The following is a 24,800-nucleotide window of genomic DNA, read 5'->3' as shown; positions in this document are numbered from 1 at the left end:
CCAGGTTTTGGCCGCCCGTCATTCCTGGCGTAGATCTTCCGGTCTGAGTCGGCGGCCCACCACCATCGCCGCGGCGACGAGGGCCGTGACGAATGCGACCAGGAGCAGCGGCGCCATCGCCCCGATCGTGCCGGAATACCATTCCCGCTGCATGTCGTTGAGGCGCAGGGCGACATTCCCGCCGAGATGCCCGATCAGCATGACGAGAGTCAGGGTCACCACGACGGGAACGCACACCTGAACGACCTGGGTCACCCGGATCGCCTGTATCCGCATACCCAGCACGACCAGCGAGGTGACGCTGCGGCGCCGCTCCATGCCGCGGTCGACGGCGGCGATCGCGAAAGCGAGCGCGGCGAGCACGAACCCGACCATGACGCCGAAGTCGAGCACCCCGCGCTGATTGCGAGCCGCCTCCAGCATCTGCAGGTTCTCGGCGTAGATCTTGACCGGCGCGGACGGCGCGATCGCGGCGGCCGCGGCCTTGAACTCCTCGACCTTGCCCGGACTGCCGGAGATGAGGAAGTGCATGCGCACATCGTGGTTCCAGCCGGTGGGCGACTGCGAGCCCGTCAGCACCAGGCCGCCGAAGGTGTCGACAGCGAACGGATTGTCCTGGGGAATCACCAGGGCATCCTGTGGCGTCTGGAGATTGAAGGGGCCGGCCGACTCAGTGCCGAACGAGATCGTCTTGCCGGCCGGAATCTCGTACGGTGTGCCGACGAGATGTTGGGGCAGCAGACGGTAGAGGCTCCCGTCCCGGCAGTTCGACAGCGGCTGCTGCGTGATCGCCCGCAGGTGCGCGCACTCGACGACGACCAGTTCCACACCGATCATGTCGATGCTCTGCGACACGGTCGGTTCGGTGACGACGGAGACGTTGTCCACGACCTGGCTCCGCTGCATCGTCCAGCGGTACTCCGCAGGAAGGTCGCCGATTTTCTCCCTACTGCCGGGATCGGCGATCTGCGCACCGATGACGGACGCCTCATAGCTGGTGAGCGTGGGAGCGGCTCGCCGCCCCAGGTCCTCCAGCAGGCCTGACCCGACACCCGCCACGAGGACGATGAGGGACAGTCCGGCGACCAGGCGGATCGTGGATCCGGGCTCGACGGCGAGCTGGCGACCGGCCAGGCGCAGCGGGTACGGCAGCCGGGCATGGGACAGCACTCGGGAGGTGGCCGCCAGCAGGGGCCGGATCGCCAGCAGGGCGCCGCCGATCGCCAGTGCGATACCCGCCATCGCCAGCCACGCGGACGCATCCGGCATCGGCAGCCGGGTAGCCTCGCCGATGCGGTCCGGTCGCATCATCATCGGCTGTGCGAGCATGCCCAGACCGAGTATCAGCGGCAGTACCAACCACCATCTGGCACGCGGTTCGACCAGTCCCCGCCGCCCGCTCAGCGGGCGGCGCAGGCTCTCCCGCAGACCCATCGCGCCCAGCGCCGCCGCAGCGGCCGCGACGACGATGAACACGAGAATGCTGACGACCGGCCCCATCGCCGCGCGTTCGGGGTACCAGGTGAAGCCGAGCACACCCGACCCTGCGAGCACAGGCTGCGCCACGGCGAATCCGGCGAGCCCGAGCACCGCCCCGATGCCGCCGGCGATCGCTGCTTCGGTGGCCGCCAGTGCCAGTGTCCGGTCGCGCCGCAGCCCCAACAGCCGCAGGGCCGCGTACCGGCGGGCACGCGTCGTGGCCGCCAGGCGGCCGCAGACGACCAGGTACAGGGCGACGGGCGGCAGGACGAGCAGGGCGAGGCCCTGGGGAAGGCCGGCGTGCTGCTTCTCCAGCGCGAACCCGTCCCGGCTGCCGAAGGCCAGGCCCTGGTGCGGGTCGCCGATCGCATCCTTGGTCGTACCCACATAGGCGTACAGCTCATCCGGCCCGAGCAGGCCGGGCGCCTCGATCGTGGCCACCACGCGACCCGGCACGAGCTCCGCGAGGTCGCGGTCGGTGGTCAGCAGGCGTGCCAGAGCGGGCGACACCATGATCTCACCGGGCTGCGGAAGCGCCTTGAGCCCGGGTGGCGCGGGAGCGTCGCCGGCCACCTGGGCAAGGAAGATGCGGCCCAGCCGCTCGCCGCGCCAGACATCGTCGTACTGCGCGAAGAGGAAGCGGACCGCGTCCGGGTTCTCCACCAGCAGCGGCGCCCGGGCCGCCAGCACCTGCTCCCGGTCGGCCAGCACGCCTGGCATCGCGGCGACCAGCGCGGCCGCGATGACACCGACCGCGATCCCCACGATCATGAGGGCCAGCCGCACCATGCCGGACCTGCCGCCGCCCCGCATCAACCGCAGGGCGAGTCTGAGCATCATGACGACTCCACGGTTCGTCCGTCGCGCATCGTCAGCACACGGTCAGCCCATTCAGCGACCGTGTGGTCGTGCGTGACCAGAAGAATGGCGGTCCCGTTGTGACGGGCAAGCGCCAAGAAGGCGTCGAGCACCAACTTGCCGTTGTCTGAGTCGAGAGCGCCGGTCGGCTCGTCAGCGAAGACGACCTTCGGTTTGTGGGCGATCCCCCGGGCGATCGCCGCACGCTGCGCCTGGCCCCCGGAGACCTGAGCGGCGCGCCGATCAGCGTGCTCCCTGAGCCCGAGCGCCTCGACGAGTTCTTCGACCCGGGCATCGCGGTCCTTGCGCTTGACGCCGATGAGCTCCAGAGGCAGCGCGATGTTCTCCCGCAATGTCAATTCCGGAACCAGTTCCGCGAATTGGAACACGAATCCGAACCTGCTGCGTCTGACGTCCGATCGCGAGTCGTCATCGAGATTTGTGATCTCGTGCCCGTCGAAAAGGACGCGACCTGACGCGGGCCGCAGCAGACCCGCCATGCAATGCAGCATGGTCGACTTTCCGGATCCGCTGGCTCCCACCAATGCGACGACTTCGCCAGCACCAACAGTGGCGCTCGCTTCCGCGAGCGCCACCGTGTCGCCGAAGGTCAGACTCAACTTCTCAGCGATCAGCACACTTCTACCTTAGTGCCGGTAGAACCACTGCGAAACACCGCAGGTGTCGGCGCCGAAATCGTCTACGCACACCTGGTACTGGCCGCGGTTCACCCACGTCGCCTGGGGGTCGTAGATCTCTCGACCGTCCCAGCCGCAGCCGGCGGCAGAGCCGTTGCCGTCACCGATGCTCGACGACCAGCCGTACCCCTCGACGCGCCCCTGACCGTAGACGCCGTTGCCGTCGTTCACGTTGTCGCAGACACTGACTGCGACCTGGAATCCACCGTGGCCGACGCCTACCGCGTTGAACTTCCAGGTGCCGCTGGTGGACCCCTCGTTGGCGCTGCTCGTCTTGAGGTTGAGGGGCGCCGGGCTGGTGCCGTGGGACGCCAGCGCCGAGGCGCCGAATCCCAGGATCGCCGTCGCCGTGGCAACCCCGATGCTCAGCATACGAGACCGAGTGTTCAACTTACACCTCCATCAATCGATCGATGCTGCACGGAGACTGGCAGCAGATCGCAGTGCCCGCAATCTGCATGGATATAGAACCGCTGCTGGCGGGCCGTCCGATCAAGGCATTGACGTCGGCCGGTGGGATACGTAACGTGCTGGTGCGCGGATTCACGGGGGATCCCGCGTATACGTTCAGGAGCTTCTAGTGGAAGTCGTCCTCAGCGCCCACATCCTTTCCCGCGAGGAATACTCTTCGCGGGCGGTGCACCTGGCCAGCGGAGCAAGCGCCACCTTCGGCACCTGCAGTTGCGAAACATGCGGCCATGACCTGCATATCCCGAGATCGGAAGGCGCCCCTATCCGCGGGCGTATCACCGCCTTCGCCGATCACTGGCGGCTGGACAATCTGGGCAGTTCAATCATCCGCGTACGGCATCTCGAGCGCGCTGAGGCCATCACCGTCGCAGGGGGCCGCGTCAGCGTCCCCATCCCGTTCGACCTGGCGTCGATCGGCGCGCTCGGCGAAGACACCGCGGGCCTCAACGTGTTCGGTCCTGAGCCCCTGGAAAGCCAGATCGCTCCGGGCTGCAGCCTCGCGCCGGCCGAGGACCCGGCCTCCTGCATCGACAAGGCCGCGCTGTACTACCAGGTCCTCGTCCTGCTTTGCGCGCCGCAGCTCAACACGCTCCTCGCCGTTCCGCCCACCTCCTCGTCGATCGCCGAGACCATGACGAGACTCGGGCATCCCATCGGCAAGAGTGCCGTGGACGCACACATCAACTACTTGATCAAAAGGCTGGCGTTGCACACCCGTACCGACGTCAGGCGCCGCGGCCCCTGGCGCAAGCAGCTGCTCGTCCGCCATGCGATCGACGTCGGCCTCGTGACCCAGGAAGACGTCTCCGCCTTCCGAGAGTCCGCGGACTGCGCCCCCGCACAGTCCGGCCCTTAGTCCGACCCACGGCGGCGTCCACCGCCGGCGCCGGAGGAGCCCTAGGGCCAGGCAGCCGCCCCGACCCCTTCGCCAAGATCATATAGTCGGGTGCGGAGCCGGTCGCGAGTCGACCGGCTCCGGGCCGCGCCGGTTCGACCTCATGGAACCTGTGGTGCCCGGGGCGGGACTCGAACCCGCACGCCTTTCGGCAGTCGCTTTTAAGGCAACCGTGTCTGCCGTTCCACCACCCGGGCTGGCACCGCTCGCGCTGTGCCCTGTCACGTTAGCGGTTCGACCCGCCGCGGGGCACCTGCGATCCGGCAATGCGGCACATCACCCCGTGCCCCGCTCGATCAGCGGAGGTGTTCGGGCGGGTGAAGCGCTAGGGTCAAGCGCGTGACGAGCACCGCGCCCGCCCTGGGATCGACAGAGAGCTCCGCCCCGCCCGAACAGCGGAGCGCCGAGGCGCCCTCGGCCGCCCCCGGATCCGGTCGGCGGCGCGTGCTGCTGGACGTCGCCATCGGTGTGTCGTACGTCGCGCTGGCGGCCTGGCTCACCCTCGGCCTGTGGCCCGACCCGGACACCCGCACGCTGGCGCTCAACCCGCCGGACCAGATCCTCTACGAGTGGTTCCTGGCCCACGACACCACCCTGTGGAGCGGCGACTTCTCCCTGGTCAGCGACCGCCTCAACGCACCCTACGGGGTGAATCTGCTGGCCAACACCACCGTGATCGCGCTGGGCGGGCTGTTCGCCCCGATCACCGCCCACTACGGCGCCGCCACCACGTTCTCGCTGCTGATCGCGTTCAACCTGGCCCTGACCGCCATCTCCTGGTACGTGCTGCTGCGCCGTAGCCTGCGCGCCCGGCCGCTGGCCGCCGGGGTCGGCGCCGCCTTCTGCGGATTCGCGCCCGGCATGGTGTCGCAGTCCAACAGCCACCTGCACATGACGGCGCAGTTCCTCATCCCGCTGATGCTGTGGTGCGTGGTCGAGCTGGCCCGCTGCGCCCGGCAGCCGGTGCCGTCCTGGCGGCGCATGGCCGGCTTCGGCGCGCTGTTCGGCGCGCTGGTGAGCCTGCAGCTGTTCATCGGCGAGGAGACCCTGTTCCTCACCGCGCTCACCCTGGCCGTCTTCACCGGGGTGTACGCGATCCGCACCCGCCCGCCCCTGCCCGAGCTGGGCCGCTTCGCGGCGGGGCTGGCGGTGGCCGTGGGCACGGCGGTGGTGCTGCTGGCGTACCCCCTCTGGATGCAGTTCAAGGGCCCGCAGTCGGTCTCGGACGGCGTCTTCAGCCCGCACTACTTCTCCGCCGACCTGGCCGGGTTCGCGGCGTTCTCGCCGCTGTCGCTGGCCGGCGACGAGTCGGCGGCGGCGCTGACCACCGGCCCGGCCGAGTACAACACCTTCCTCGGCTGGCCGCTGCTGGCGCTGGCGGTGGCGCTGGTGTGGTGGCTGCGCCGCGACGCGATCGCGCTGGCCTGCGGTGTCGCCGCGCTGGTGATGAGCCTGCTGTCGCTCGGCCCCGAGCTGGTCGTGGCCGGTCACCGCACCGGCGTGCCCGGCCCGTTCTGGCTGCTGCTGAAGGTCCCGGTGGTCGACGGCGCGCTGCCGATGCGGTTCGCGCTGGCCGCCATCCCGCTGGTGGCGATCCTGCTGGTGCGGGCGCTGGAGCGGGCGCGGGTGTCGACCCGGCAGCCGGTGCGGATCGCGGTGCCGGTGCTGGTGGGCGCGGCGCTGCTGCCGCTGGTGCCGACCCCGCTGCCGACCGCCGACCGCGCGCCGGTGTCGCCGTTCTTCACGCAGGGCCTGTGGCGCCAGTGCGCAGCCGAGGGGCAGACCATCGTGACCGTGCCGCTACCCACCCCGGAGCAGCCCGAGCCGATGCGCAACGCCACCGCCGCGCAGACCGCGTTCGCGCTGCCGGAAGGCTTCTTCATCGGGCCGCACGGCAAGAACGGGCACGCCACCATGGGCATCGGCAAGCTGCCCACCTCGTGGGTGCTGTCGGAGGTCATCCGCACCGGTGTCGTCCCGAAGATCAACGACGACCACCGGCTCGACGCCCGCAAGGACCTGACCCGCTGGGACGCCGCCTGCGTGGTGCTCACCCCGCACCCGCGCCACGCCGAACTGAAACTCACCCTGGAGCAGCTCCTCGGCCCCGGCACCCCCGTCGCCGACGTCCTCATCTGGCCCCGCAACTGGTGATGTAAGGAAGGGACCCTTCTTATCGGTTTCCGTAGAAGAAGGGTCCCTTCCAAACCGCCGGAGGCGGACGGCGCCGCCGCGAGCGGGGTGGTCAGTCCTGCTTGGTGGGGGCGGTGACCTGCGCGAAGGGGTCCATGGGCTGGTGCAGGGCGCCCAGCGAGACCACCTCGCGCTTGAGGAACAGCGCCAGGGTCCAGTCCACCACCACGCGTACCTTGCGGTTGAACGACGGGATCCGGCTCATGTGGTAGGTCCGGTGCATGAACCAGGCCGGCAGGCCCTTGGCCTTCACGCCGTACACGTGCGCCACGCCCTTGTGCAGGCCGAGGCTGGCCACCGAGCCGACGTGCTTGTGCCGGTACTCCTTGACCGGCCTGCCGCGCAGCTCCGCGACCAGGTTGTCGGCCAGCCGGGTCGCCTGGCGCACCGCGTGCTGGGCGCTCGGCGAGCACAGCTCCCCCGCCGCCGCGGTCAGGTCCGGCACCGCCGCGCAGTCGCCCGCGCTCCAGGCGCCCTCGACGACCTGCCCGTCGCGGACCACCCGCAGCGTCGCGTCACAGGTGATCTTCCCCTGCGGGTTGAGCGGGAAGTCCGTCGCGGCCACCATCGGGTGCGCCTTCACGCCCGCGGTCCACACGATGGTGTCCGCCCCGAACTCGCCGCCGTCGGACAGCTTCACCACGCCGTCGACGCAGGACTCCAGCCGGGTGCCCAGGCGCAGGTCCATGTTGCGCTTGAGCAGCGCCTCGACCGTGTACGCCCCCATCTGCGGCCCGACCTCGGGCAGCACCCGCTGCGTCGCCTCGACCAGCACCCAGTGCATGTCGTCGGCCTTCAGCTCCGGGTAGTAGCGCAGCGCGTCGCGGGCCATGTCCTCCATCTCGCCCAGCGCCTCGACGCCGGCGAAGCCCGCGCCGATCACCACGAACGTCAGCGCCCGCCTGCGGGTCTGCTCGTCGGTCGTGGCCGCCGCGATGTCCAGGCACTCCAGCACGTGGTTGCGCAGCCAGATCGCCTCACCGATGGTCTTGAAGCCGACCGCGTGCTCACGCAGACCCGGGATGGGCAGGGTCCGCGAGACGCTGCCGGGCGCGACCAGGATGTGGTCGTACGGGATCTCGCGGGACGGCCCCACCACCGGCTGCACCGTCGCGACCTTCCGGGAGTGCTCGACCTTCGTCACCGCCCCCTGGACCACCGTGCAGCGGCGCAGCTCCCGGCGCAGCGGCACCACCGTGTGCCGCGGGGAGATGTTGCCGGCCGCCGCCTCGGGCAGGAACGGCTGGTAGGTCATGTGCGGCTGCGGGTCGACGACGACCACCTCAGCCTCGGTCGCGCGCAGTTTCCTGGACAGGCGGAGGGCGGCGTATAGGCCTACGTGGCCCGCGCCCACCACCAGAATCCGCAGTGGCTTCACGTATTTCACGCTACCGCCGCCCGCGGCTGACAATCAGCTGAGAAACCTGTGATCCCGGACAGCGACGCCCATCACGTCCAGCTCACCGGCTCGATCACCCCTGGCCACCTCCTCCTTTCCATTGACGCCGGCCTATCTAGAAGACGGATTTCGGAGAATCGTCTTCTAGATAGGCCAGCGTCGATTCAAGGCGAGGCGCGTCCGGGGCGCGTCCGGGCGCGGGACGGGCGCGGAGCGCTGGGCCGCGCCGGATGGCGGTGGGCGCGGGTGCCGCGGGGAACGGTGCGGCGGGTCAGGGGCGGCGGCCGAGCTGGGTGAGGAGGCCGATGGTGAGGGCGGTGGCGGCCAGGCCCAGGACCAGGGCCACGTTCGGGGCGGCGATGTGGCGGCCGGGCAGGAACTCGGCCAGGGCGATGGTGAGCCCACCGGAGACCGTGACGAGCAGCACGGCCCGCGCCGCCCAGCGGATGATCACCTGGCTGTCCACGATCGCGTCGTACGGCAGCACCGCTGCCAGCGCCGCCGCGGTGTGCGTCAGGTACAGCGCCACTGCCAGCGCGAGCAGCCGGGTGAGCGTCACCGGTGCCCCGAACGCCATGGTGTCCACCAGCCACAGCCCGATCATCGCCAGCATCACCCCGACGACCGCGATCGAGCGGGGGGCCAGCGCGGGCAGCGCCGCCGCCAGCAGCAGCCCGACGAGCAGCCGGGACTGCAGCGTGCCCGACGGGGCGGCCACGACCAGCCCGACGAACGCCGCGACGAACACCGCCGTACGCACCAGCAGCGGCCCGCCGGTGATCCGCCCGACCGCCCGCACCCGCTCCGTGAGCTGCCTCATCGCCGTGTCCTCACGTACCTCGTCATCGCAGGGTGGCCTTCGGGGCCGAAGCCAGCCGGGACACGTCGCGCAGCACCGCGTCGAGGGTGCCCGCGCCGGCCCAGGCGACCACGGGCACGCCGTGCTCGCGCAGCTGCCCGATGGTGTTCTCGCGCTCGGCCCGCCACAGCCGGTACGCCACCTCGCCCCAGTTGTTGGTGGCGGGCACGGCCAGGTCCTCGGGCAGGGTGTCCACGGCCACGACGAAGCGGCCGGAGCGGGCCAGCCCGGCCAGCATCGCCGCCGAGCGCGCGTCCAGCAGCGGCGTCAGCACCACGACCAGCGCGGCCGCGGAGATGCCCGCGGCGAGCTGGGCGCCGCCGCGCTCCTGCGCGGTGGGGCTGGGGTGGGCGTCGAGCAGCCACTCCAGCACGGTCAGGTACTGCCGGCGGCCGCTGGCCGGGCGCAGGCGCCGCGCGGCGGCGCCGTACTCCAGGACGGAGACGCGGTCGCCGCGGTGCAGGTAGTGCTCGGCGATGGCGGCGGCGGCGCGGACGGTGCGGTCCAGCACCGAGGCGGTGCCGTCGATGCCGCCGGAGCGGCCCGCGTCGGCGAGCAGGTCGAGCAGCACCACGACCTCGGCGTCGCGGTCGGACAGCGTCGCGGCCACGTGCAGCCGCTCGGTACGCAGCGACACCCGCCAGTCGATGCGGCGCAGCCGGTCGCCGGGGCCGAACTGGCGTACGCCGGCCAGCTCGCCGCCCTCGCCGGGCCGCCGCGAGCGGTGCTGGCCGACCAGCCCGGCCGCGCGCGGCATGGCCTCGTCGGCTTTGAACGGGTCGGTCAGCGGGTACACCTTGACGCCCAGTGCCCCGGTCACCACGGCCCGGCTGACCAGCAGCCCGTCGGCGGCCACGGCGTACGCCGAGGCGGGGCCGAGCGAGTGCCGCCCCCAGCGGACGGCGGGACCGGCCAGCTCGATCGCGGCGGCCACCCCGCGCGGCACCAGCGTCACGTAGGGGCGGCTGCCGCCGACGTGGCGCCCCTGCGCGCCGGTGTCGTCCAGGCGCAGCCAGGGCGAGTGCTGCACCCGTACCACGGTCAGGTCGTAGCCGGTGACGTCGCGGTTCTCCACCTCGGCGGTGGCGCCCAGCTCGCCGCCCTCGACGGGGAACGACTCCACCGTGGACAGCCGCAGGCCGGGCAGGTCGCGCGGGCGCTTGGCCAGCGCGAACGCCACGCTGAGCGCCAGCGGCAGGGCGAGCACGATCAGGTCGGTCCGCCCCAGCAGCACCGCCGCGACCAGCAGCGCGCCGGTGACCAGCACGGCGCGGCCGAGCGCCCGGGTGGGCACCCAGTCGTCGTGGCGCGGCGCGCTGTCACCCGGGTCGCCGGTTTCGGGGGCTCCCGGCCGCATGTCAGCCCCGCTGCCCGGTCGGCCGGAACGGTTCCAGGTCGTCGTCGTCGAGGCTGCTCAGCAGGCGGCTGGCGCGGGCGGGGGCGGGCCGCTGCTGCTGGCCCAGGTTCCCGGCGTGGCTGGGCAGCGCGCCGCTGACCGGCGCGGGCGTCGCCGACAGCACCTCGGCCACCACCGCGACCGGGTCGATGCGCTTGAGCCACATCTCCGGCCGCAGCGTGATCCGGTGCGCGAGCGCGGGCAGCGCCACCGCCTTGACGTCCTCGGGGATCACGTAGTCGCGCCCGGCCAGGGCCGCCTTGGCCCGCGACAGGAGCAGCAGCGCCAGCGAGCCGCGCGGCGACGAGCCGACCAGCACCGCCGGGTGCTCGCGGGTCGCGGCGGTCAGCGCGATGAGGTACCGGCAGATCGAGTCCTCGACCTCGATCTCCTCGACCCCGGCCTGCATCCGCAGCAGCGTCTTGGCGTCGACGACCGGCTCGACCACGGCCTCCTCGCGGCGGCGCGACATGCGGCGGCGCAGCACGTTGAGCTCCTCGTCGGCCTCCGGGTAGCCGAAGGAGACGCGCAGCATGAAGCGGTCGAGCTGGGCCTCGGGCAGCGGGTAGGTGCCCTCGTACTCGATCGGGTTGGCGGTGGCGAGCACGTGGAACGGCGCCTCCAGCCGGTAGGTGACGCCCTCGACCGAGACCTGCTTCTCCTGCATCGCCTCCAGCAGCGCCGCCTGCGTCTTGGGCGGCGTGCGGTTGATCTCGTCGGCGAGCAGCAGGTTGGTGAAGACCGGCCCGGCCCGGAAGGTGAAGTCGTGGCTGCGCTGGTCGTACAGGAACGAGCCGGTGACGTCGGCGGGCAGCAGGTCGGGGGTGAACTGCAGGCGGCGGAAGTCCAGCCCGAGGGCCTGGGCGAAGGTGCGCGCGGTCAGCGTCTTGCCCAGGCCGGGCAGGTCCTCCAGCAGCACGTGGCCGCCGGCCAGGATGCCGGCCAGCACCAGCTCCAGCGAGTCGCGCTTGCCCACCATCACGGTGCCGACGCGGTCGAGCACCTGCTGGGCGAGGCGGCCCACCTCGCCGGCGGGAATCGGTTGCATGCTCACAGTCTCTCCAACGCAGTGACGATCACATCGAGTTCGCGAGGGCTGGGCAGCCGCTTGGACGGCACCGTGAGGAACGTCCAGAGCTGGTCGCCGAGCAGCCTACGCGCGCGGTCCGGTTCGGTGGTGCGGCTGACGCCGTGCCGCTGGCGCAGCCGCTCGTCCACCAGCTCGGCCAGCCGGGCGTGGACGCGCCGCTGGTAGCGGGCCCCGTCGGCGTGGCCCCATTCGAGGATGGTGGCCCACCGCATCACCGCGAGCCGGATGCCGTCGTCGACGGCGGAGGCGTCCTCGTCATGGGTACGGCGGCCGGCCTGGCGCGGCGGCAGCGGCGCCTTGAGGGTGCGGACCATCCGCCACACCGCCACGATGGTCACCGCGACGGCGAACAGCAGCGGCAGCGGCATGGCCAGGTTGAACACCTGCAGCGCCGCCCAGCCCGCTCCCGTCCAGACCAGCGCGAACGCGATCAGGGTGAGCCAGCGTACGGACCGGGGCCGGGCGGGCCGCTCGGACCGCTCCGGGGCGGGCTCGCGCCCGAGCCCGAGCAGGTCCTCGATGGATCCCTCGTCGGTCATGCCACCACCTGCCCGGATTCGGCGAGTTCGGCGCGCAGGCGGCGCAGGGCGGAGCGGGCCTGCTCGCGCATGCCCGCGTCGACGCGGTGGGTCGCGAAGCGGGCCCGGCGGTACACGTCGGCGAAGCCGTTGAGCACGTCGGAGCTGAGGCGGCGGCCGGCCAGCATCCGCACGACCAGGTCGGTGGCGGTGTCGCCGGGCAGCCGGGCCACGCCGGCGGCCGCGGCCGCCTGCTCCAGCCGCACCCAGCAGGCGATCACGGCGGTACGCGGATCGGCGGCGTCGTCGTCGAGGTCGAGCAGGCCGGCGTCGAGCGCGGCCATCACCTCGGCCTCGGCGGCGGCCTGCGGCAGTTTGACGGCGGGCCGCTCGCGGATGGCGCGGCGGCGGAACCGGGTGGTCGACCGGGCGGCCGCACCGAGCAGCACGACCAGCACCACGACGCCGATCGCCAGCAGCACCCCGACCGCGGCCAGGCCCAGCCAGCCGGAGCCGCTCTCGGCCACGGCCTGGGTGGAGGCGGACGGTGACGGCGCGGACGGGCTCGGGGTGGGTGAGGCGCTGGCCGAGGCCACCGGCTGCGCCTGCGGCCCGTCGACCGCGGGGCCGATCGGCAGCACGGAGACGGAGGCGGCCGCCGCCGCCACCGTGAGCAGCACGGCCACGGCCAACAGTGGCCACCAGCGACGCAGTGCTTCCATGGTTCCCCGCTCGTGCGAACGTCTTGCGTATCGGCCGGTGCCCGGTCAGTCGAGCCCGGCCAGCTCCCGGGCGTGGCGCAACACGTCGTCCAGCATGGCCGGTGTGAGCCGCCCGGTAAAGGTGTTCTGCTGGCTGACGTGGTACGACCCGAGCAGCGCCGGAACTGCTCCGCCGCCGGTCTCGCCCATCCGGAACAGCGCGCCGTGCCCGAAGGCCGGGCGCGGCACCGGGGGGCGGACGCCGTACACCGTGGACAGCGTAGGCCACCACGCGCTCCACGCGAACGCGCCGAGCGCGATCACCACCCGCAGTGTCGGCTTCAGCAGCGTGACCTCGCGATGCAGCCAGGGCGCGCAGGTGTCCCGCTCGACCGGGGTGGGCTTGTTGTCCGGCGGGGCGCAGCGGACCGCGGCGGCGATGCGCACGTGCCGCAGGGCCAGACCGTCGTCGCGGGACACGCTGGTGGGCTGGTTGGCCAGGCCGGTGCGGTGCATCGCGGCGAACAGCACGTCGCCGCTGCGGTCGCCGGTGAAGATGCGCCCGGTGCGGTTGCCGCCGTGCGCGGCCGGGGCCAGCCCGAGCACCAGGATGCGCGCGTCGGCGGCACCGAACCCGGGCACGGGGCGGCCCCAGTAGTCCTGGTCGCGGAAGGCCGCCCGTTTGACCGCGGCGACCTCCTCCCGCCAGGCCACGAGCCGGGGGCAGGCCCGGCAGGCGGAGATCTCTGCGTCGAGCGCGGCCAGCTCGGCCGCGGTCACCGGGGGCGGCGCAGCAGTTCGACGGTGCGGGCCCAGGCGCTGGACGTGGCGTGGGCGTTGAACACCTCGGGCCGGTCGTCGTTGACGAAGGCGTGCTTGGTGCCGGGGTAGTCGTACACCACGCAGGTGCCGCCCGCGGCCTCGATCGCCGACTGGGCGGTGCGGATGCCCGGCGCCGCGGAGGTGCCGTCCTCCTCGCTGCAGTGGATCATCGCGGTCTTGCCCGCGTAGCTGCCCCACTGCGGCGCCATCCGCTCCCACGGCAGGGCCGGGTAGAAGCCGACCGCGGTGGAGATCTTGTCGCTGACCATGGCGGACCACAGGGCCAGGCTGCCGCCCATGCAGAAGCCGACGACGCCGATGCCGCCGGCCGTCTCCGGGCGCTGCGACAGGTAGTCGGCCGCGCCCGCGATGTCCCGGGCTGCCTGCTCCATGGCCAGGCCCATCATCAGGCGCTGCGCCTCGTCGGGCTCGGTGGTCTGCACGCCGTGGTAGAGGTCGGGCGCGAGCGCGACGAACCCGGCGTCGGCGAAGCGGTCGGCCAGCGTGACGATGTGCGGGACCAGGCCCCACCACTCCTGGATCACGATGACCGCAGGCCCGCTGCCTTCCTTGGGCAATGCGAGGTACCCCTCGCTCGTACCCCCGTTGCTGGGGAAGCTAACCATTTCACCCATCGGTCGTCCTCCTGTCGGTCAGTCGTCATTGGCTGGTCGCACAGTCGTGGCGTTCGGGGTAGCCAACCACACCGGACGGTACCGGGGAAGACAACGGCGGCGTGGCGAAAGTTACGACTTATCGCCGTAACTCGCCACACCGCCGCGTAACGAACCCTCAGGTGAGCAGCGTCACTTGGTGGGCTTCAGGCACCACACGTCGCCGGTGCCGGTGTCGCCCACCCAGATCGCGCTCTGGGCGTCGGTGAACTCGGTGCAGGGGTTCTCGGTCGACTCGAACGAGGCGCTCGTGTACTTGTCCTCCACGATGCCGACGACCTTGTTGGCCGCGTCCGGGTCGGCGCAGTCCACGACCTTGGCGTCATCGACGTTCTTGTAGCTGTTGAGGCAGTCGCCGACCTCGGCGGTCTGCACGGCGCCGGTGAGGTTGTCCCAGATGCTGCCCAGGCCCCAGCCGGCCCCGAACTTGCAGAGAAGGATGATCGCGCCGACCAGGATCACACCGAGGATGCCGGCGATCTTGCCGCCCTTCTTGGGCTCCTCGGCGACCGGCGGAACGGCCGGGACCGGCGCGACACCCTCGCCGGCAGCCGGCGCCTGGTAGGCCGGGGGCTCCGAGGCCGAGGGCTGCTGGTTGGGGTTGTCCTGCTCGCTCATGTGCTTCTTCCTCCAGGGGTGCGCCCGCTGGCGCACATCGGCCCCCGCAGGCGAAGAGTTCTCACGCTGGCGCGGAGACCGGCACACCTTAGCGTTTGCTGTACGCGTTGGGAAAACCGGATTTGCCGATCATCCGAAGGTCCAGCAACTGGGACGCGAGCAGGACTTATATTGATACGCCCCGCTCGCGTCCGATCGCTCAGCGTGTCGAGGAGGGCCGGGGCGTCGGCGTGCCGGCGGCCCCGGCAGTCGCCGTCGGCGCGGCGGTCGCCGTCGCTGCGGGCGTCGCCGTCGGCTTCGCCCACGGCAGCGGCTGGGGCTGCCCCGGCAGCCAGCCGACCGGCGGCACGGAGCCGTCCTCGCAGGACGGGTAGTCGACCCGCCAGGCGAGCCGGCTGTAGTCGCCGACGTCGTAGTAGTCCTCGGGGTGCCAGGTCACGACGGTGCGCTGGTCGCCGCCGAGCCCCATCTGGTACAAGGCCGCATTGGGGTTGGCCCGCAGCTGGGCGCAGTCGCCGAGCAGCACCGGGTCGCCGTTCTGGTCGATCAGGCGCACTCCCGGGATGACCTGCCCGTCCGGGCCGACCGCCCAGACGTCGCGGATGTGGGCGTACGGGTTGCTGTAGTCGGCCATCGGCTGGTAGTCGCGGCCGCTGAGCTCGCCGTCGGCGATGCCGTAGTACACGAACCCGAACCCGGCCAGGAACAGCGACACGGCCAGCAGCGCCAGCCGCGCCGGACGCCGCCGCACCCGGCCGCCGCGGCCCAGCCGGACCGAGGCGATCACGCAGCCGGCCAGCAGGAGCAGTCCGATGACCACCTCGCCGCCCACGCGCGGCACCAGGCCGAACCGGGACCCGGTGCCGAGCTGGGCCAGGAAGACGGCCGCCAGCCAGCCGCGCAGCACCCACCAGGCCGGGCGCAGCAGCCGCAGGAACTCGGCCAGCCGCTCGTAGCCGAGCACCGGCCCGAGCCTGCCGTCGAGTCCGCGCAGCCGCCGGCGCGCCCCCGCCACCAGGCGGGACGCGCGCAGCGCGGCGCCACTGGGACCCCCCGTGTGTCCCAGTGAGGCGCGCAGCTCCGCCGCGTACGCCGTCGGGGCGCCCAGGCGGTCCGCGAGGTCTGCGCCGCCGCCCTCCGCCTCGATCTCGGCGGCCACCTCGGCCAGGTGCGCGGGCAGGTCCTCCAGCAGTTCCGCGCGCGCCTGCTCGGGCAGGTCGGCCAGGGCCGCGCCTACCGCGGCGACGTATCTGTCGAGGTCAGCCTGTTCGATGGTCATGCCGGCTCCCGTAGCAGCGACTCCATGGTGGACGCGAACTCGCGCCAGACCTCGCCGCCCTGCTTGAGCTGGGACCGGCCGGCCGGGTTGAGCGCGTAGTACTTGCGGTGCGGTCCCTCTTCGGACGGCACCACGTAGGTGTTGAGGTAGCCCGCGGCGAACAGGCGGCGCAGGGTGCCGTAGACCGACGCGTCGCCGATCTCGGAGAGCCCGGCGGTGCGCAGGCGGCGCAGGATGTCGTACCCGTAGGCGTCGTCCTCGCGCAGCACCGCGAGCACGGCGAGGTCGAGCACGCCCTTCAGGAGCTGCGTGGTATCCACGCACTGAACAGTACTGTCTTATGCGCAGTAGTGCAACGAGGTGCCGCCCGGGCGCCCTCGGCACCGCGTGGACCTGCGGTTACGCCGGGTCGGCCAGCGAGGTGGCGATGCCGTCGAGGATGTCGTGCTCCGACACCACCAGCTCCGCGCTGCCGGTATGCCGCATGATCTGCCGCAGGATCAGCACCCCGGCTCCGATCACGTCGACCCGGCCCGGGTGGATCGCCTTGATCGCGGCGCGCCCGGCGTGGTCCAGCGAGGTCAGCCGCTGCGCGATCTCCTCGACGGCGGCCAGCGGCACCACCGCGTGGTGGGTGAGCTCCGGCCGGTACGACTCCAGCCCCAGCGCGATGCCCGCCACCGTGGTCACCGTGCCCGCGACGCCGACCAGCGTGACCGGCCCGGTCCCGACGACCCCCAGCGCGTGCCGCACCGCCGCGTCGATGTCGGCCGTCGCCGCGGCCAGCTCATCGGCGGTCGGCGGATCCGTGCGCAGGTGACGCTCGGTCATCCGGACCGAACCGATGTCCATGCTGATGGCGGCCAGCACCTCGCGGGTGCCCCGGACGAACTCGGTCGAACCGCCGCCGATGTCGATGACCAGGCGCTCGCCGCCGTCAGGCAGCCCGTCGACCGCACCCCGGAACGACAGCGCCGCCTCCTCGTCCCCGCTGATCACCTCGGCGGGGCGGCCCAGCGTGGCGCGCACCATCTCGTGGAAGTCGGCGGCGTTGGCCGAGTCGCGCGTGGCGCTGGTGGCGACCATGCGTACGCGGTCCACGTCATGGCGCTTGATCAGCTCGACGTACTCGGCCAGCGCGACCCGGGTGCGCTCGATCGCGGCGGGGTCGAGGCGGCCGGTGCGGTCCACCCCGGCGCCCAGCCGCACGATGTGCATCTCGCGTTCGAGGTCGCGGCCGTCGTCGGTGATCAGCAGGCGGATCGAGTTGGTGCCGCAGTCGATGGCGGCGACAGGGTTCCCCACGCCGCTCACCCTACGCCCGCAAGGAAGGGCCCCTTGTTATCGCTTTCCGTAGCAGAAGGGCCCCTTCTTAACGCGGGGCCGGCTCAGAGGTGCACGAGCATGCGGGTGTTGCCGAGGGTGTTCGGCTTGACCCGCTCCAAGCCCAGGAACTCCGCCACACCCTCGTCGTACGAGCGCAGCAGCTGCTCGTACACCGGGGGCGGGACCGGGGCGCCGTCGATCTCGGCGAAGCCGAACGAGCCGAAGAACGCGGTCTCGAAGGTGAGCACGAAGATGCGCCGCACGCCCAGCTCGCGGGCGTCGTCCAGGAGCGACGCCACGATGCGGTGGCCGATGCGCTGCCCCCGGCAGGTGGAGTCCACGGCGACCGTGCGGATCTCGGCCAGGTCCTCCCAGAGCACGTGCAGCGCGCCGCAGCCGACCACGGTGCCGTCCTCGCGCACCGCGACCCGGAACTCCTGCACGTCCTCGTAGATCGCGACGGTGGCCTTGCTCAGCAGCCGCCGCTCCCCGCTGTACGTGTCGATCAGCCGCCGGATGCCGCGCACGTCGGCGGTACGCGCCTTACGAACCTCGATCTCACCCAACGCCGCCTGCCCCCTCACTCGGTCTCGACGCAAGGACCGGCCGTCCACCACGGCTCGACCAGCGCGATCACCTCGTCGCCGAACGGGTTCACCCCCGGGCCGACCGCCAGCGCGTGCCCCAGGTGCACATGCAGGCACTTGACCCGGTCGGGCATGCCCCCGGCCGACACGCCCTCGATCTCGGCCACGTGGCCGACCGCCTCCCGGCGGGCCAGGTACTCCTCGTGCGCGCGCAGGTAGTCGGCGCGCAGCTGCGGGTCGTTGCGCAGCTGGTCGTTCATCTCGCGCATCAGCCCCGACGACTCCAGCCTGCTGCACTCCGCGGTCGCCCGGGGGCAGGTCAGGTAGAACAGCGTCGGGAAGGGGGTGCCGTCGGGCAGTCGGGGCACCGTCTCCACCACGTCGGGCTTGCCGCACGGGCACCGGTGCGCCACCATCGCGGTGCCGCGCGTCGGGCGGCCCAGCTGCGCGCGTACGGCGTCGAGGTCGGCCTGCTCGGCCGGTTCCCGCACCGGTGGCGGCACCAGCTCGCGTTCCATGTCAGCCTCCTGTGGCTCGGTGGACGTATCGATGGTTCAGGCGGCTGCGGGCACGGCGCGCGGACTCACTCCATCAGCTGACGAGGAGAGCGCACGGTGGAGTGCTACGGGGCGGCCGGGTCCAGGCGGGACCAGACGCTGCCGTACCAGGTGGTCGGCTGCGGCGGCGGCGCGGGCTGCCGCCCGGCGTCATGGTCGGCGGCGTGCTCGTCCCAGACCGGCACGAGCGGCGTCTGCCCGGGGTGGACCCAGAAGAACCGGCGCCGCACCTGCGCCTTGATGTACTCGTCGTCTTTCCACTTCTCGGCCTGGCGCTCCAGCCCCGTGATCCGGTCGGCCTGCTCCAGCTGCGACTGCTGCAGCGCGTCGATCTCGGCGAGCTGGGTCAGGTAGACCCGCACCGGGTAGGCGTAGCCCAGGGCGAGCACGGCCAGCACGATCAGCAGCACGGTGGCCCGGCCGGTCAGCCCGTTCGGGTTCGGGGCGGTGGTCCGCTTCGCGGCACCCGCCGCGGCGGCCCGCCGGGCGGCCGCGGGGCGGCTCAGGGAGCGGTCGCCTTCGCGGACCGCGCGCGCACCCGCGCTGCCGCGGGCGCCGCGGGCACCGTCCCGGGGCCGCCGCACCGGTCCCTGCCCGCCAGGCTGTCGCCGCTGCACCACCCCTCCCGTCCCGCGGATGACCCTCCCGCGATGGTCGAAGCCCCCTCCAAACCGTTGCCACGGCTGAAAGGAGCTTCGACCACATGCTAGGCGCTACCGCGCCTTCGCGTCATATTCCGACGTCAAACCGCAGATGAGTCCTTTTCAACGGCCCGCCGGAACGATCCTTACTTCCCGGCGCTGTACCGCGGGAAGGCGCCCGCACCGGCGTAGCGGGCCGCGTCGGCCAGCTCCTCCTCGATGCGCAGCAGCTGGTTGTACTTCGCGACCCGGTCCGACCGCGCCGGGGCACCGGTCTTGATCTGGCCGCAGCCCATCGCCACCGCGAGGTCGGCGATGGTGGTGTCCTCGGTCTCGCCCGAGCGGTGGCTCATCATGGTGCGGAAGCCCGCCCGGTGGGCCAGCTCGACCGCGTCGGTGGTCTCGGTCAGCGAACCGATCTGGTTCACCTTGACCAGCACCGCGTTGGCGGCGCCCTCGGCGATGCCGCGGGCGATGCGGGTCGGGTTGGTGACGAACAGGTCGTCGCCGACGATCTGGATCTTGTTGCCGAGCTGCGCGGTCAGCGCGGTCCAGCCGGCCCAGTCGTCCTCGGCCAGCGGGTCCTCGATCGACACGATCGGGTACGACTCCGCCAGCTTCGCGTAGTACGCGATCATCTCGTCGCGCGACTTCGGCGTGCCCTCGAAGGTGTACGACCCCGACACCTCGTCGTAGAACTCGGTCGCCGCCACGTCCATCGCCAGCACGATGTCGGTGCCCAGGGTGTAGCCCGCCGCCTGCACCGCCTCGGCGATCAGGTCGAGCGCCGCCGCGTTGGTGGGCAGGTTCGGGGCGAAGCCGCCCTCGTCGCCCAGGCCGGTGGACAGGCCCTTCTTCTTCAGCACGCTCTTGAGCGCGTGGTACACCTCGGCGCCGGAGCGCAGCGCCTCGCGGAAGCTCGGCGCGCCGATCGGGGCGATCATGAACTCCTGCACGTCGACGTTGGAGTCGGCGTGCGCGCCACCGTTGAGGATGTTCATCATCGGCACCGGCAGCAGGTGGGCGTTCGGTCCGCCGACGTAGCGGAACAGGCTCAGCTCCGCGCTCTTGGCGGCGGCCTTCGCCACGGCCAGCGACACGCCCAGGATGGCGTTGGCGCCGAGCACGGACTTGTCCGGGGTGCCGTCCAGCTCCAGCATCTTCTGGTCGATGAGGCGCTGCTCGCTGGCCTCGTACCCGATCAGCTGGTCGACGATCTGGTCCTCGATGTTGGCGACCGCCTTCTCGACGCCCTTGCCGAGGTAGCGCTGCTTGTCGCCGTCCCGCAGCTCCAACGCCTCGTAGGCGCCGGTCGAGGCGCCGGAGGGCACCGCGGCGCGGGCGATGGTGCCGTCGTCGAGACCCACCTCCACCTCGACGGTCGGATTGCCGCGGGAGTCGAGGATCTCCCGGGCGACGAAGCCTTCAATGGTGGCCACGTGTGCTCCCTCATTCGTGTGCGCGCCGGGGCCGAACGTGCCCTCGCTGGCACCTCCGCCGGACGCGTCCGGCTCTACGTGGGCAGCCTAACGAGTGCCCGGACCCGCCGCGCCACGTCCCCGCCGGGTTGAACGCTCGCTAAGGGCAGGTCACGGCTTCGGCGTGGCGTTCGGCCTGCGATCCACCACGCGCGCGCCGCTCGGCACCGCGAACGCGTCGGCGGGCGGGGCCGCCGACAGGCGCAGCAGCGCCTGATCGATCTCCACCCCGTCGAGCACCCCGGTGAAGCTGGCCAGCACCCCGTCGGACGTGACGCAGACGGTGAACCCGGCCGCGGCGGTCTCGATCAGCCCCGACACCTCCAGGCAGGTCGCCTGCCGCCCGGCCACGGTCGTGTCGTGCGCCTCGACGGTCGCCTGGGTCTGCACCTCGACCACGCCCAGCAGCTCGTCCAGCACCGGGGCGGTGACCAGCCCGTGCTTGACCAGTTCGGTGTACGGCGCCAGCCCCAGCGGGCCCGGCTTGGGCACCGGCCGGATCTGGCAGCGGGCCGGGCGCACCGCGGTCACGCACGAGGTCAGCCCGTCGGCGGCGGCCACCAGCCGGCCGCCCGGGTAGCCGTACGCCGCCTGGCTGGGCCGGGCATGCTGCGAGATCTCGCCCCGCACCCCCTCGTCGAGCAGGTACTCCGCGTGGTAGGTCCGCTCGCCCGCGCGGTGCACCTGGGCGATCATGTCGCTCACCAGGCGGCCGCGATCCATCGGCGCGCCGCCATCGGGGATCACCTGGCAACCCGTCGTGAGCAGCACTGACGCGCACATGAGGGAGGCGAGGGCGGCACGCATGCCGGACAGCCTCCCCCATCGGCCCGACCTCGCGCAAACCCCTACAGGCCGAGCAGGGTGCGCAGGTGGCGCGGCGGCGGGCAGCCGAACGACAGCATCCGGTCGTGCCAGTCGCGTACGCCGACACCGGCCGGGCGCGCCCGTCCGATCTCCGACACCTCCGCCCAGCCCACGAAGTACGTCGACAGCTGCGCCGAGCTGAGCAGTGACCGGCGCCACTTGCCCGCCGCCTCGCCGTCCTCCTGGAAGCCCTGCTCCAGCATCAGCGCCATGCCGTCGGCCTCGGACAGGTCCTCGCAGTGCACGAGCTGGTCCAGGATCGCGTTGATGCTCATCCGCAGCTGCATCTTGAGCTGCTGGGCGCGCACCGCCAGGCCGCCGTAGCCGTTGGCCACCATCAGCTCCTCGGCGTACACCGCCCAGCCCTCGGTGAACGTGCCCGAGTGGCCCAGGGCCCGGACCCGGGTGCTGCCCCGGTACCGGCGGGCGTGCGCGAGCTGGAGGAAGTGCCCCGGCATCGCCTCGTGCACGGTCAAGTTCTTGATCGAGTGGTGGTTGTACTCGCGGTAGAACGAGCGCACCCGCTCCGGCGACCAGCCCGCCGGGGTCGGCGAGATGCAGTAGAACGTCGGCAGCTCGGCGGTCTCCAGCTTGCCCGGCGGGTCGCAGTACGCCACCGCCACGCCGCGGGCGAACTCCGGCATCTCCTCGATCACCAGCGGATCGTCGATGAGAGTGACCAGGTCGTGCTCGCGTACGAACGCGGTCGTCTCGGTGACCGCCGCCCGCGCCGCGGCCAGCACCGTCGTGTCGTCGGGGTGGCTGTCGGCCAGCCGGTCCAGCGCCCGGCGCACCGTGGCGTCGTCGGCCGCGCCGCCCTCCAGCGCCACCGCCACCTCGCGCAGCTCCTCGGTGACCCGGCGCAGGTTCTCCTGCGCCCGCTTGAGCACCTCGGCCGCGCTCAGCTCGGTGTCCAGGGCGTACCAGAGCTTGGCCTCCCACAGGCGGCGCCCCAGTCGGGGGCTGCGGCCCTCACCCTGCTCGGCCTGCCGCGCGCACCAGGCCGAGAAGTCGTCCAGCGCCAGCACCGCGGTCGCCGCCAGCGGCTGCACCTGGTCGGCCAGCCCCGGCTCCTCGGCCAGCAGCCGCGGCAGCTCGGCGCGGACCAGCGCGGCCGTGCCCGCGAACTGGCCGGCCGCGGTCTCCAGGTGGATCCGCGGGCAGTCGCGCAGCACGCCGCGCGCGGTCGCCAGCATGTCCGGCACCTGCGCCAGCCGTCCGGCCAGCGCGTGCAGCCGCTGCTCGGCGGGGGCGAACGGCCGGGCCAGCAGGGCGTGCAGCAGCGCGCCCGGGTTGTACCGCAGCGGGCTCCACTGGTGCGTCTTCAGCTCGGTCAGCTCGAACAGCTGCCGGTCGACCAGGGCGCTGAGGATGGCGTGGTCGACCCGCTCGGCCTCGTCGAGGTCGTCGGCGTCCACCTGGGACAGGGCTCCGGCCGCGTCGCGCAGCATGTTCACGTCGGCGGTGACGCCGTCGGGCGACAGGTCCGGCAGCCGGTCGTCGAACCGGTGGTCCCCCGCGTCGGCGGCCAGTTCCGGGGACGATTCCAGCAGCGCATCGGCGATGTGCTCAGCCAGCGGCGCGAACTCCAGCGTCATGCGCCCAGACGTTACCCTGCCACCCGCCCTGTCCACCGCATCGCGGCCCCCACCTTTTTATAGACGTTGGCCTATGACGAAGAAAAAACGTAGATCATCTTCTACGTAATAGGCCAACGTCCATGGACGAACGGAGCACCGAGGTGCGCGTCGCCGGTCGACCGGGTCAGGCAGACGGATCGAGGGACTCGGCGTAGCGGTGCAGTTCCGCGCGTAGGGCCGCTTCCGGGTCGGGGTCCGGCCCGGCCCCGGCGACCAGCGCCAGCAGCCGCCCGCCCAGCGTGTCCGAGGGCCGCGGCTCGGGCAGGCCATGGCGGCGCGCCTTGACCAGCAGCTTCGCCGCGAGCGCCAACGCCGGCAGCGACCAGCTCACGCCCTCGATCGGCGACCGCCGGACCCGCTCCTGGCTCTTGACCAGCTCCCAGTTGGCGATGATCTCGTCGATGTCGGCGACCGGCGTGTCGGCGAACACGTGCGGGTTGCGGCGGATCATCTTCGCCACGTAGTCGCCCGCGACGTCGTCGACGTCCCAGCGCTCGTCCTCGGGCAGCTCCTGGGCCAGCTGGGCGTGGAAGAGCACCTGCAGCAGCACGTCGCCCATCTCGTCGCGCAGGGCGGCGTGGTCGCCCGCGACGATCGCGTCGTACGCCTCGTACGCCTCTTCCAGGAGGTACTTGGCCAGGGTGCGGTGGGTCTGCTCGCGGCGCCACGGGTCCTGCGCCTGGAGCCGGTCGGTGACGGCGACCGCGTCGAGCAGGCGGGCACCGCGCGGGTCCCAGGAGCCGTACATCAGCTCCAGCTCGGCCAGGCCCGGTTCGCGAGCCAGGCGCAGCCCCAGCTCGCGGGCCAGGTGCTCGTCGCCGGCGGGGCCGGACAGCCACACCACGGTGCCGTCGGGGGCGGCCAGCGCGGCGTCCAGCAGGTCCTGGGCCACGGGCCGGTCGAGCACGCGCACGTCCGCGCCGTTGGCGCGCAGCGCGGCCACCGCCTCGCCGTCGGCGGGCGCGAGCACCGGGTGCGCGCGGACGAGATCCCAGGCGGGCGCGGTGAGCAGGCCCGCCGGGATGCGCGGAGAGGTGACGAGCAGGACGATCCGGCGTACGGGTGCGGCCGCCGTCACTGCGGCAGCGCCTCCGGGCTCGGCTCGGCGATCCGGTCCACCACCGCTTCGGAGGCGGGCTGACCGAGGATCGCGCTGATCGCCGGGCCCTGCTGGAACGACAGCAGCGGGAACTGCAGCGAGCGGTAGCGGGGGTTGACCGACACGTCGGCGGCCTTGGCCGCGTCGGTCAGCACCTTGCGCTTGCCCAGCGCCGTGGCGACCTCGCCGCCCGCGCCGAGCCGGTCCTTGAGCTTCTCGAACGACTGCTCCGGGTCGGCGGGCACGATCGCACCGACGGCCACGCCGTTGTCGTACACCTCGCGCAGGTCGGCCTCGGTGGGCTGGACCGGCGCGGCCTGCAGCGACTCGTTGCAGGTCTGCACCCGCTGGCTGATCGTCCCCAGGTCCTCCGGGCCGGCCGGGGCGGGCGCCGCGGCCTTGTTGACCCGCTGGCAGAGCTGGTCGAGCACGAGCAGCTGCACCACCTGGGTGCGGTTGGGCAGGCTGGACGGGTCCGCACCCGCGCCCTGCTGCTTCTTCAGATCGTCGAGCAGCTGCGTCACCTGAGCCTCGGTGAACTGCCGGTCACCGACGTACGCGGCGACGTCCGGGTTCGAACGGCAGGCGGCCAGGGCCAGCAGAGCGGTCGCGATTCCGGCGGCGGCGGTCAGACGGCGCACGAGGTCCTCCTGTG

25 protein-coding genes and 1 tRNA gene are annotated in these 24,800 nt (G+C 72.3%); 2 read left to right on the top strand and 24 right to left on the bottom strand.

Annotation, left to right across the window (positions count from 1 at the left end):
- Window positions 1-18: 18 nt before the first annotated feature.
- From QEZ54_RS05505 to QEZ54_RS05495, 3 genes are read right to left on the bottom strand one after another with little or no spacing between them, the layout of a single operon-like run.
- Window positions 19-2,319 (bottom strand): FtsX-like permease family protein, encoded by a 2,301-nt coding sequence (locus tag QEZ54_RS05505; RefSeq protein ID WP_281303351.1) that lies wholly within the window; start codon window positions 2,317-2,319, stop codon window positions 19-21.
- Window positions 2,316-2,975 carry an ABC transporter ATP-binding protein gene (locus QEZ54_RS05500; protein WP_281303350.1) on the bottom strand — a complete coding sequence of 220 codons (660 nt, stop codon included), beginning with the start codon at window positions 2,973-2,975 and terminating at the stop codon, window positions 2,316-2,318. The genes QEZ54_RS05505 and QEZ54_RS05500 overlap by 4 nt, the downstream gene beginning before the upstream one ends.
- A gap of 9 nt (window positions 2,976-2,984) precedes the next feature.
- Window positions 2,985-3,407 carry a hypothetical protein gene (locus QEZ54_RS05495; RefSeq protein WP_281303349.1) on the bottom strand — a complete coding sequence of 141 codons (423 nt, stop codon included), beginning with the start codon at window positions 3,405-3,407 and terminating at the stop codon, window positions 2,985-2,987.
- A 208-nt stretch (window positions 3,408-3,615) separates the two neighbouring features.
- Here QEZ54_RS05495 and QEZ54_RS05490 point away from each other — a divergent pair, with 208 nt between their 5' ends.
- Complete coding sequence (locus QEZ54_RS05490; protein WP_281303348.1) at window positions 3,616-4,362, top strand: hypothetical protein; 747 nt, start codon at window positions 3,616-3,618, stop codon at window positions 4,360-4,362.
- A 152-nt stretch (window positions 4,363-4,514) separates the two neighbouring features.
- Here QEZ54_RS05490 and QEZ54_RS05485 read toward each other — a convergent pair.
- A tRNA-Leu gene (locus tag QEZ54_RS05485) sits at window positions 4,515-4,598 on the bottom strand.
- A gap of 142 nt (window positions 4,599-4,740) precedes the next feature.
- Here QEZ54_RS05485 and QEZ54_RS05480 point away from each other — a divergent pair.
- On the top strand, window positions 4,741-6,555 hold the full coding sequence (locus QEZ54_RS05480) for a hypothetical protein (RefSeq protein WP_281303347.1): 1,815 nt from the start codon (window positions 4,741-4,743) through the stop codon (window positions 6,553-6,555).
- 91 nt (window positions 6,556-6,646) lie between these two features.
- On the opposite strand, the gene QEZ54_RS05475 is transcribed toward QEZ54_RS05480, so the two are convergent.
- The 20 genes from QEZ54_RS05475 to QEZ54_RS05380 all read right to left on the bottom strand — a co-directional run bounded on the left by QEZ54_RS05475 (window position 6,647) and on the right by QEZ54_RS05380 (window position 24,786).
- Window positions 6,647-7,972, bottom strand: a complete 1,326-nt coding sequence (locus QEZ54_RS05475) for an NAD(P)/FAD-dependent oxidoreductase (protein ID WP_281303346.1) — start codon at window positions 7,970-7,972, stop codon at window positions 6,647-6,649.
- 292 nt (window positions 7,973-8,264) lie between these two features.
- Window positions 8,265-8,813: a hypothetical protein gene (locus tag QEZ54_RS05470; protein ID WP_281303345.1), complete on the bottom strand. Its 549-nt coding sequence runs from the start codon at window positions 8,811-8,813 to the stop codon at window positions 8,265-8,267.
- 22 nt (window positions 8,814-8,835) lie between these two features.
- Window positions 8,836-10,209, bottom strand: a complete 1,374-nt coding sequence (locus QEZ54_RS05465; protein WP_281303344.1) for a DUF58 domain-containing protein — start codon at window positions 10,207-10,209, stop codon at window positions 8,836-8,838.
- A 1-nt stretch (window position 10,210) separates the two neighbouring features.
- Window positions 10,211-11,296 (bottom strand): MoxR family ATPase, encoded by a 1,086-nt coding sequence (locus tag QEZ54_RS05460; protein ID WP_281303343.1) that lies wholly within the window; start codon window positions 11,294-11,296, stop codon window positions 10,211-10,213.
- A 2-nt stretch (window positions 11,297-11,298) separates the two neighbouring features.
- Entirely contained in the window at window positions 11,299-11,877 is a 579-nt protein-coding gene (locus QEZ54_RS05455; protein ID WP_281303342.1) for a hypothetical protein, read from the bottom strand.
- Window positions 11,874-12,578: a DUF4129 domain-containing protein gene (locus QEZ54_RS05450; protein ID WP_281303341.1), complete on the bottom strand. Its 705-nt coding sequence runs from the start codon at window positions 12,576-12,578 to the stop codon at window positions 11,874-11,876. Before QEZ54_RS05450 ends, QEZ54_RS05455 begins: the two co-directional genes overlap by 4 nt.
- A gap of 45 nt (window positions 12,579-12,623) precedes the next feature.
- On the bottom strand, window positions 12,624-13,337 hold the full coding sequence (locus QEZ54_RS05445) for a uracil-DNA glycosylase (protein ID WP_281303340.1): 714 nt from the start codon (window positions 13,335-13,337) through the stop codon (window positions 12,624-12,626).
- Window positions 13,334-14,014 (bottom strand): dienelactone hydrolase family protein, encoded by a 681-nt coding sequence (locus QEZ54_RS05440; protein WP_281303339.1) that lies wholly within the window; start codon window positions 14,012-14,014, stop codon window positions 13,334-13,336. The genes QEZ54_RS05445 and QEZ54_RS05440 overlap by 4 nt, the downstream gene beginning before the upstream one ends.
- A gap of 171 nt (window positions 14,015-14,185) precedes the next feature.
- Window positions 14,186-14,671 carry a hypothetical protein gene (locus QEZ54_RS05435; protein ID WP_281303338.1) on the bottom strand — a complete coding sequence of 162 codons (486 nt, stop codon included), beginning with the start codon at window positions 14,669-14,671 and terminating at the stop codon, window positions 14,186-14,188.
- Between the two features lie 199 nt (window positions 14,672-14,870).
- Window positions 14,871-15,950, bottom strand: coding sequence for a hypothetical protein (locus QEZ54_RS05430; protein WP_281303337.1), 1,080 nt, complete (start codon window positions 15,948-15,950; stop codon window positions 14,871-14,873).
- Window positions 15,947-16,270, bottom strand: coding sequence for a PadR family transcriptional regulator (locus tag QEZ54_RS05425; RefSeq protein ID WP_281303336.1), 324 nt, complete (start codon window positions 16,268-16,270; stop codon window positions 15,947-15,949). The genes QEZ54_RS05430 and QEZ54_RS05425 overlap by 4 nt, the downstream gene beginning before the upstream one ends.
- 79 nt (window positions 16,271-16,349) lie before the next feature.
- The gene (locus QEZ54_RS05420) at window positions 16,350-17,255 is read right to left on the bottom strand and encodes a Ppx/GppA phosphatase family protein (RefSeq protein WP_281303335.1); all 906 of its coding nucleotides are present in this window, start codon (window positions 17,253-17,255) and stop codon (window positions 16,350-16,352) included.
- An 83-nt stretch (window positions 17,256-17,338) separates the two neighbouring features.
- Window positions 17,339-17,842: an amino-acid N-acetyltransferase gene (locus QEZ54_RS05415; protein ID WP_281303334.1), complete on the bottom strand. Its 504-nt coding sequence runs from the start codon at window positions 17,840-17,842 to the stop codon at window positions 17,339-17,341.
- A gap of 14 nt (window positions 17,843-17,856) precedes the next feature.
- On the bottom strand, window positions 17,857-18,381 hold the full coding sequence (locus tag QEZ54_RS05410; protein WP_281303333.1) for a DUF501 domain-containing protein: 525 nt from the start codon (window positions 18,379-18,381) through the stop codon (window positions 17,857-17,859).
- A gap of 104 nt (window positions 18,382-18,485) precedes the next feature.
- Window positions 18,486-19,004: a septum formation initiator family protein gene (locus QEZ54_RS05405; protein ID WP_281303332.1), complete on the bottom strand. Its 519-nt coding sequence runs from the start codon at window positions 19,002-19,004 to the stop codon at window positions 18,486-18,488.
- Window positions 19,005-19,207: 203 nt separating this feature from the next.
- Window positions 19,208-20,500, bottom strand: coding sequence for a phosphopyruvate hydratase (gene eno, locus QEZ54_RS05400; protein ID WP_281303331.1), 1,293 nt, complete (start codon window positions 20,498-20,500; stop codon window positions 19,208-19,210).
- A gap of 150 nt (window positions 20,501-20,650) precedes the next feature.
- Entirely contained in the window at window positions 20,651-21,244 is a 594-nt protein-coding gene (locus tag QEZ54_RS05395) for a hypothetical protein (protein WP_281303330.1), read from the bottom strand.
- 143 nt (window positions 21,245-21,387) lie between these two features.
- On the bottom strand, window positions 21,388-23,004 hold the full coding sequence (locus QEZ54_RS05390) for a DUF885 domain-containing protein (protein ID WP_281303329.1): 1,617 nt from the start codon (window positions 23,002-23,004) through the stop codon (window positions 21,388-21,390).
- Window positions 23,005-23,170: 166 nt separating this feature from the next.
- Window positions 23,171-24,124, bottom strand: a complete 954-nt coding sequence (locus QEZ54_RS05385) for a MazG family protein (protein ID WP_281303328.1) — start codon at window positions 24,122-24,124, stop codon at window positions 23,171-23,173.
- Window positions 24,121-24,786 carry a hypothetical protein gene (locus QEZ54_RS05380; protein WP_281303327.1) on the bottom strand — a complete coding sequence of 222 codons (666 nt, stop codon included), beginning with the start codon at window positions 24,784-24,786 and terminating at the stop codon, window positions 24,121-24,123. Before QEZ54_RS05380 ends, QEZ54_RS05385 begins: the two co-directional genes overlap by 4 nt.
- Window positions 24,787-24,800 lie beyond the last annotated feature (14 nt).

Origin of the sequence: Catellatospora sp. KI3, from assembly GCF_029948125.1 — a bacterium.
Classification (GTDB): Bacteria; Actinomycetota; Actinomycetes; order Mycobacteriales; family Micromonosporaceae; genus Catellatospora.
This window is presented reverse-complemented; position numbering and strand designations above follow the sequence as displayed.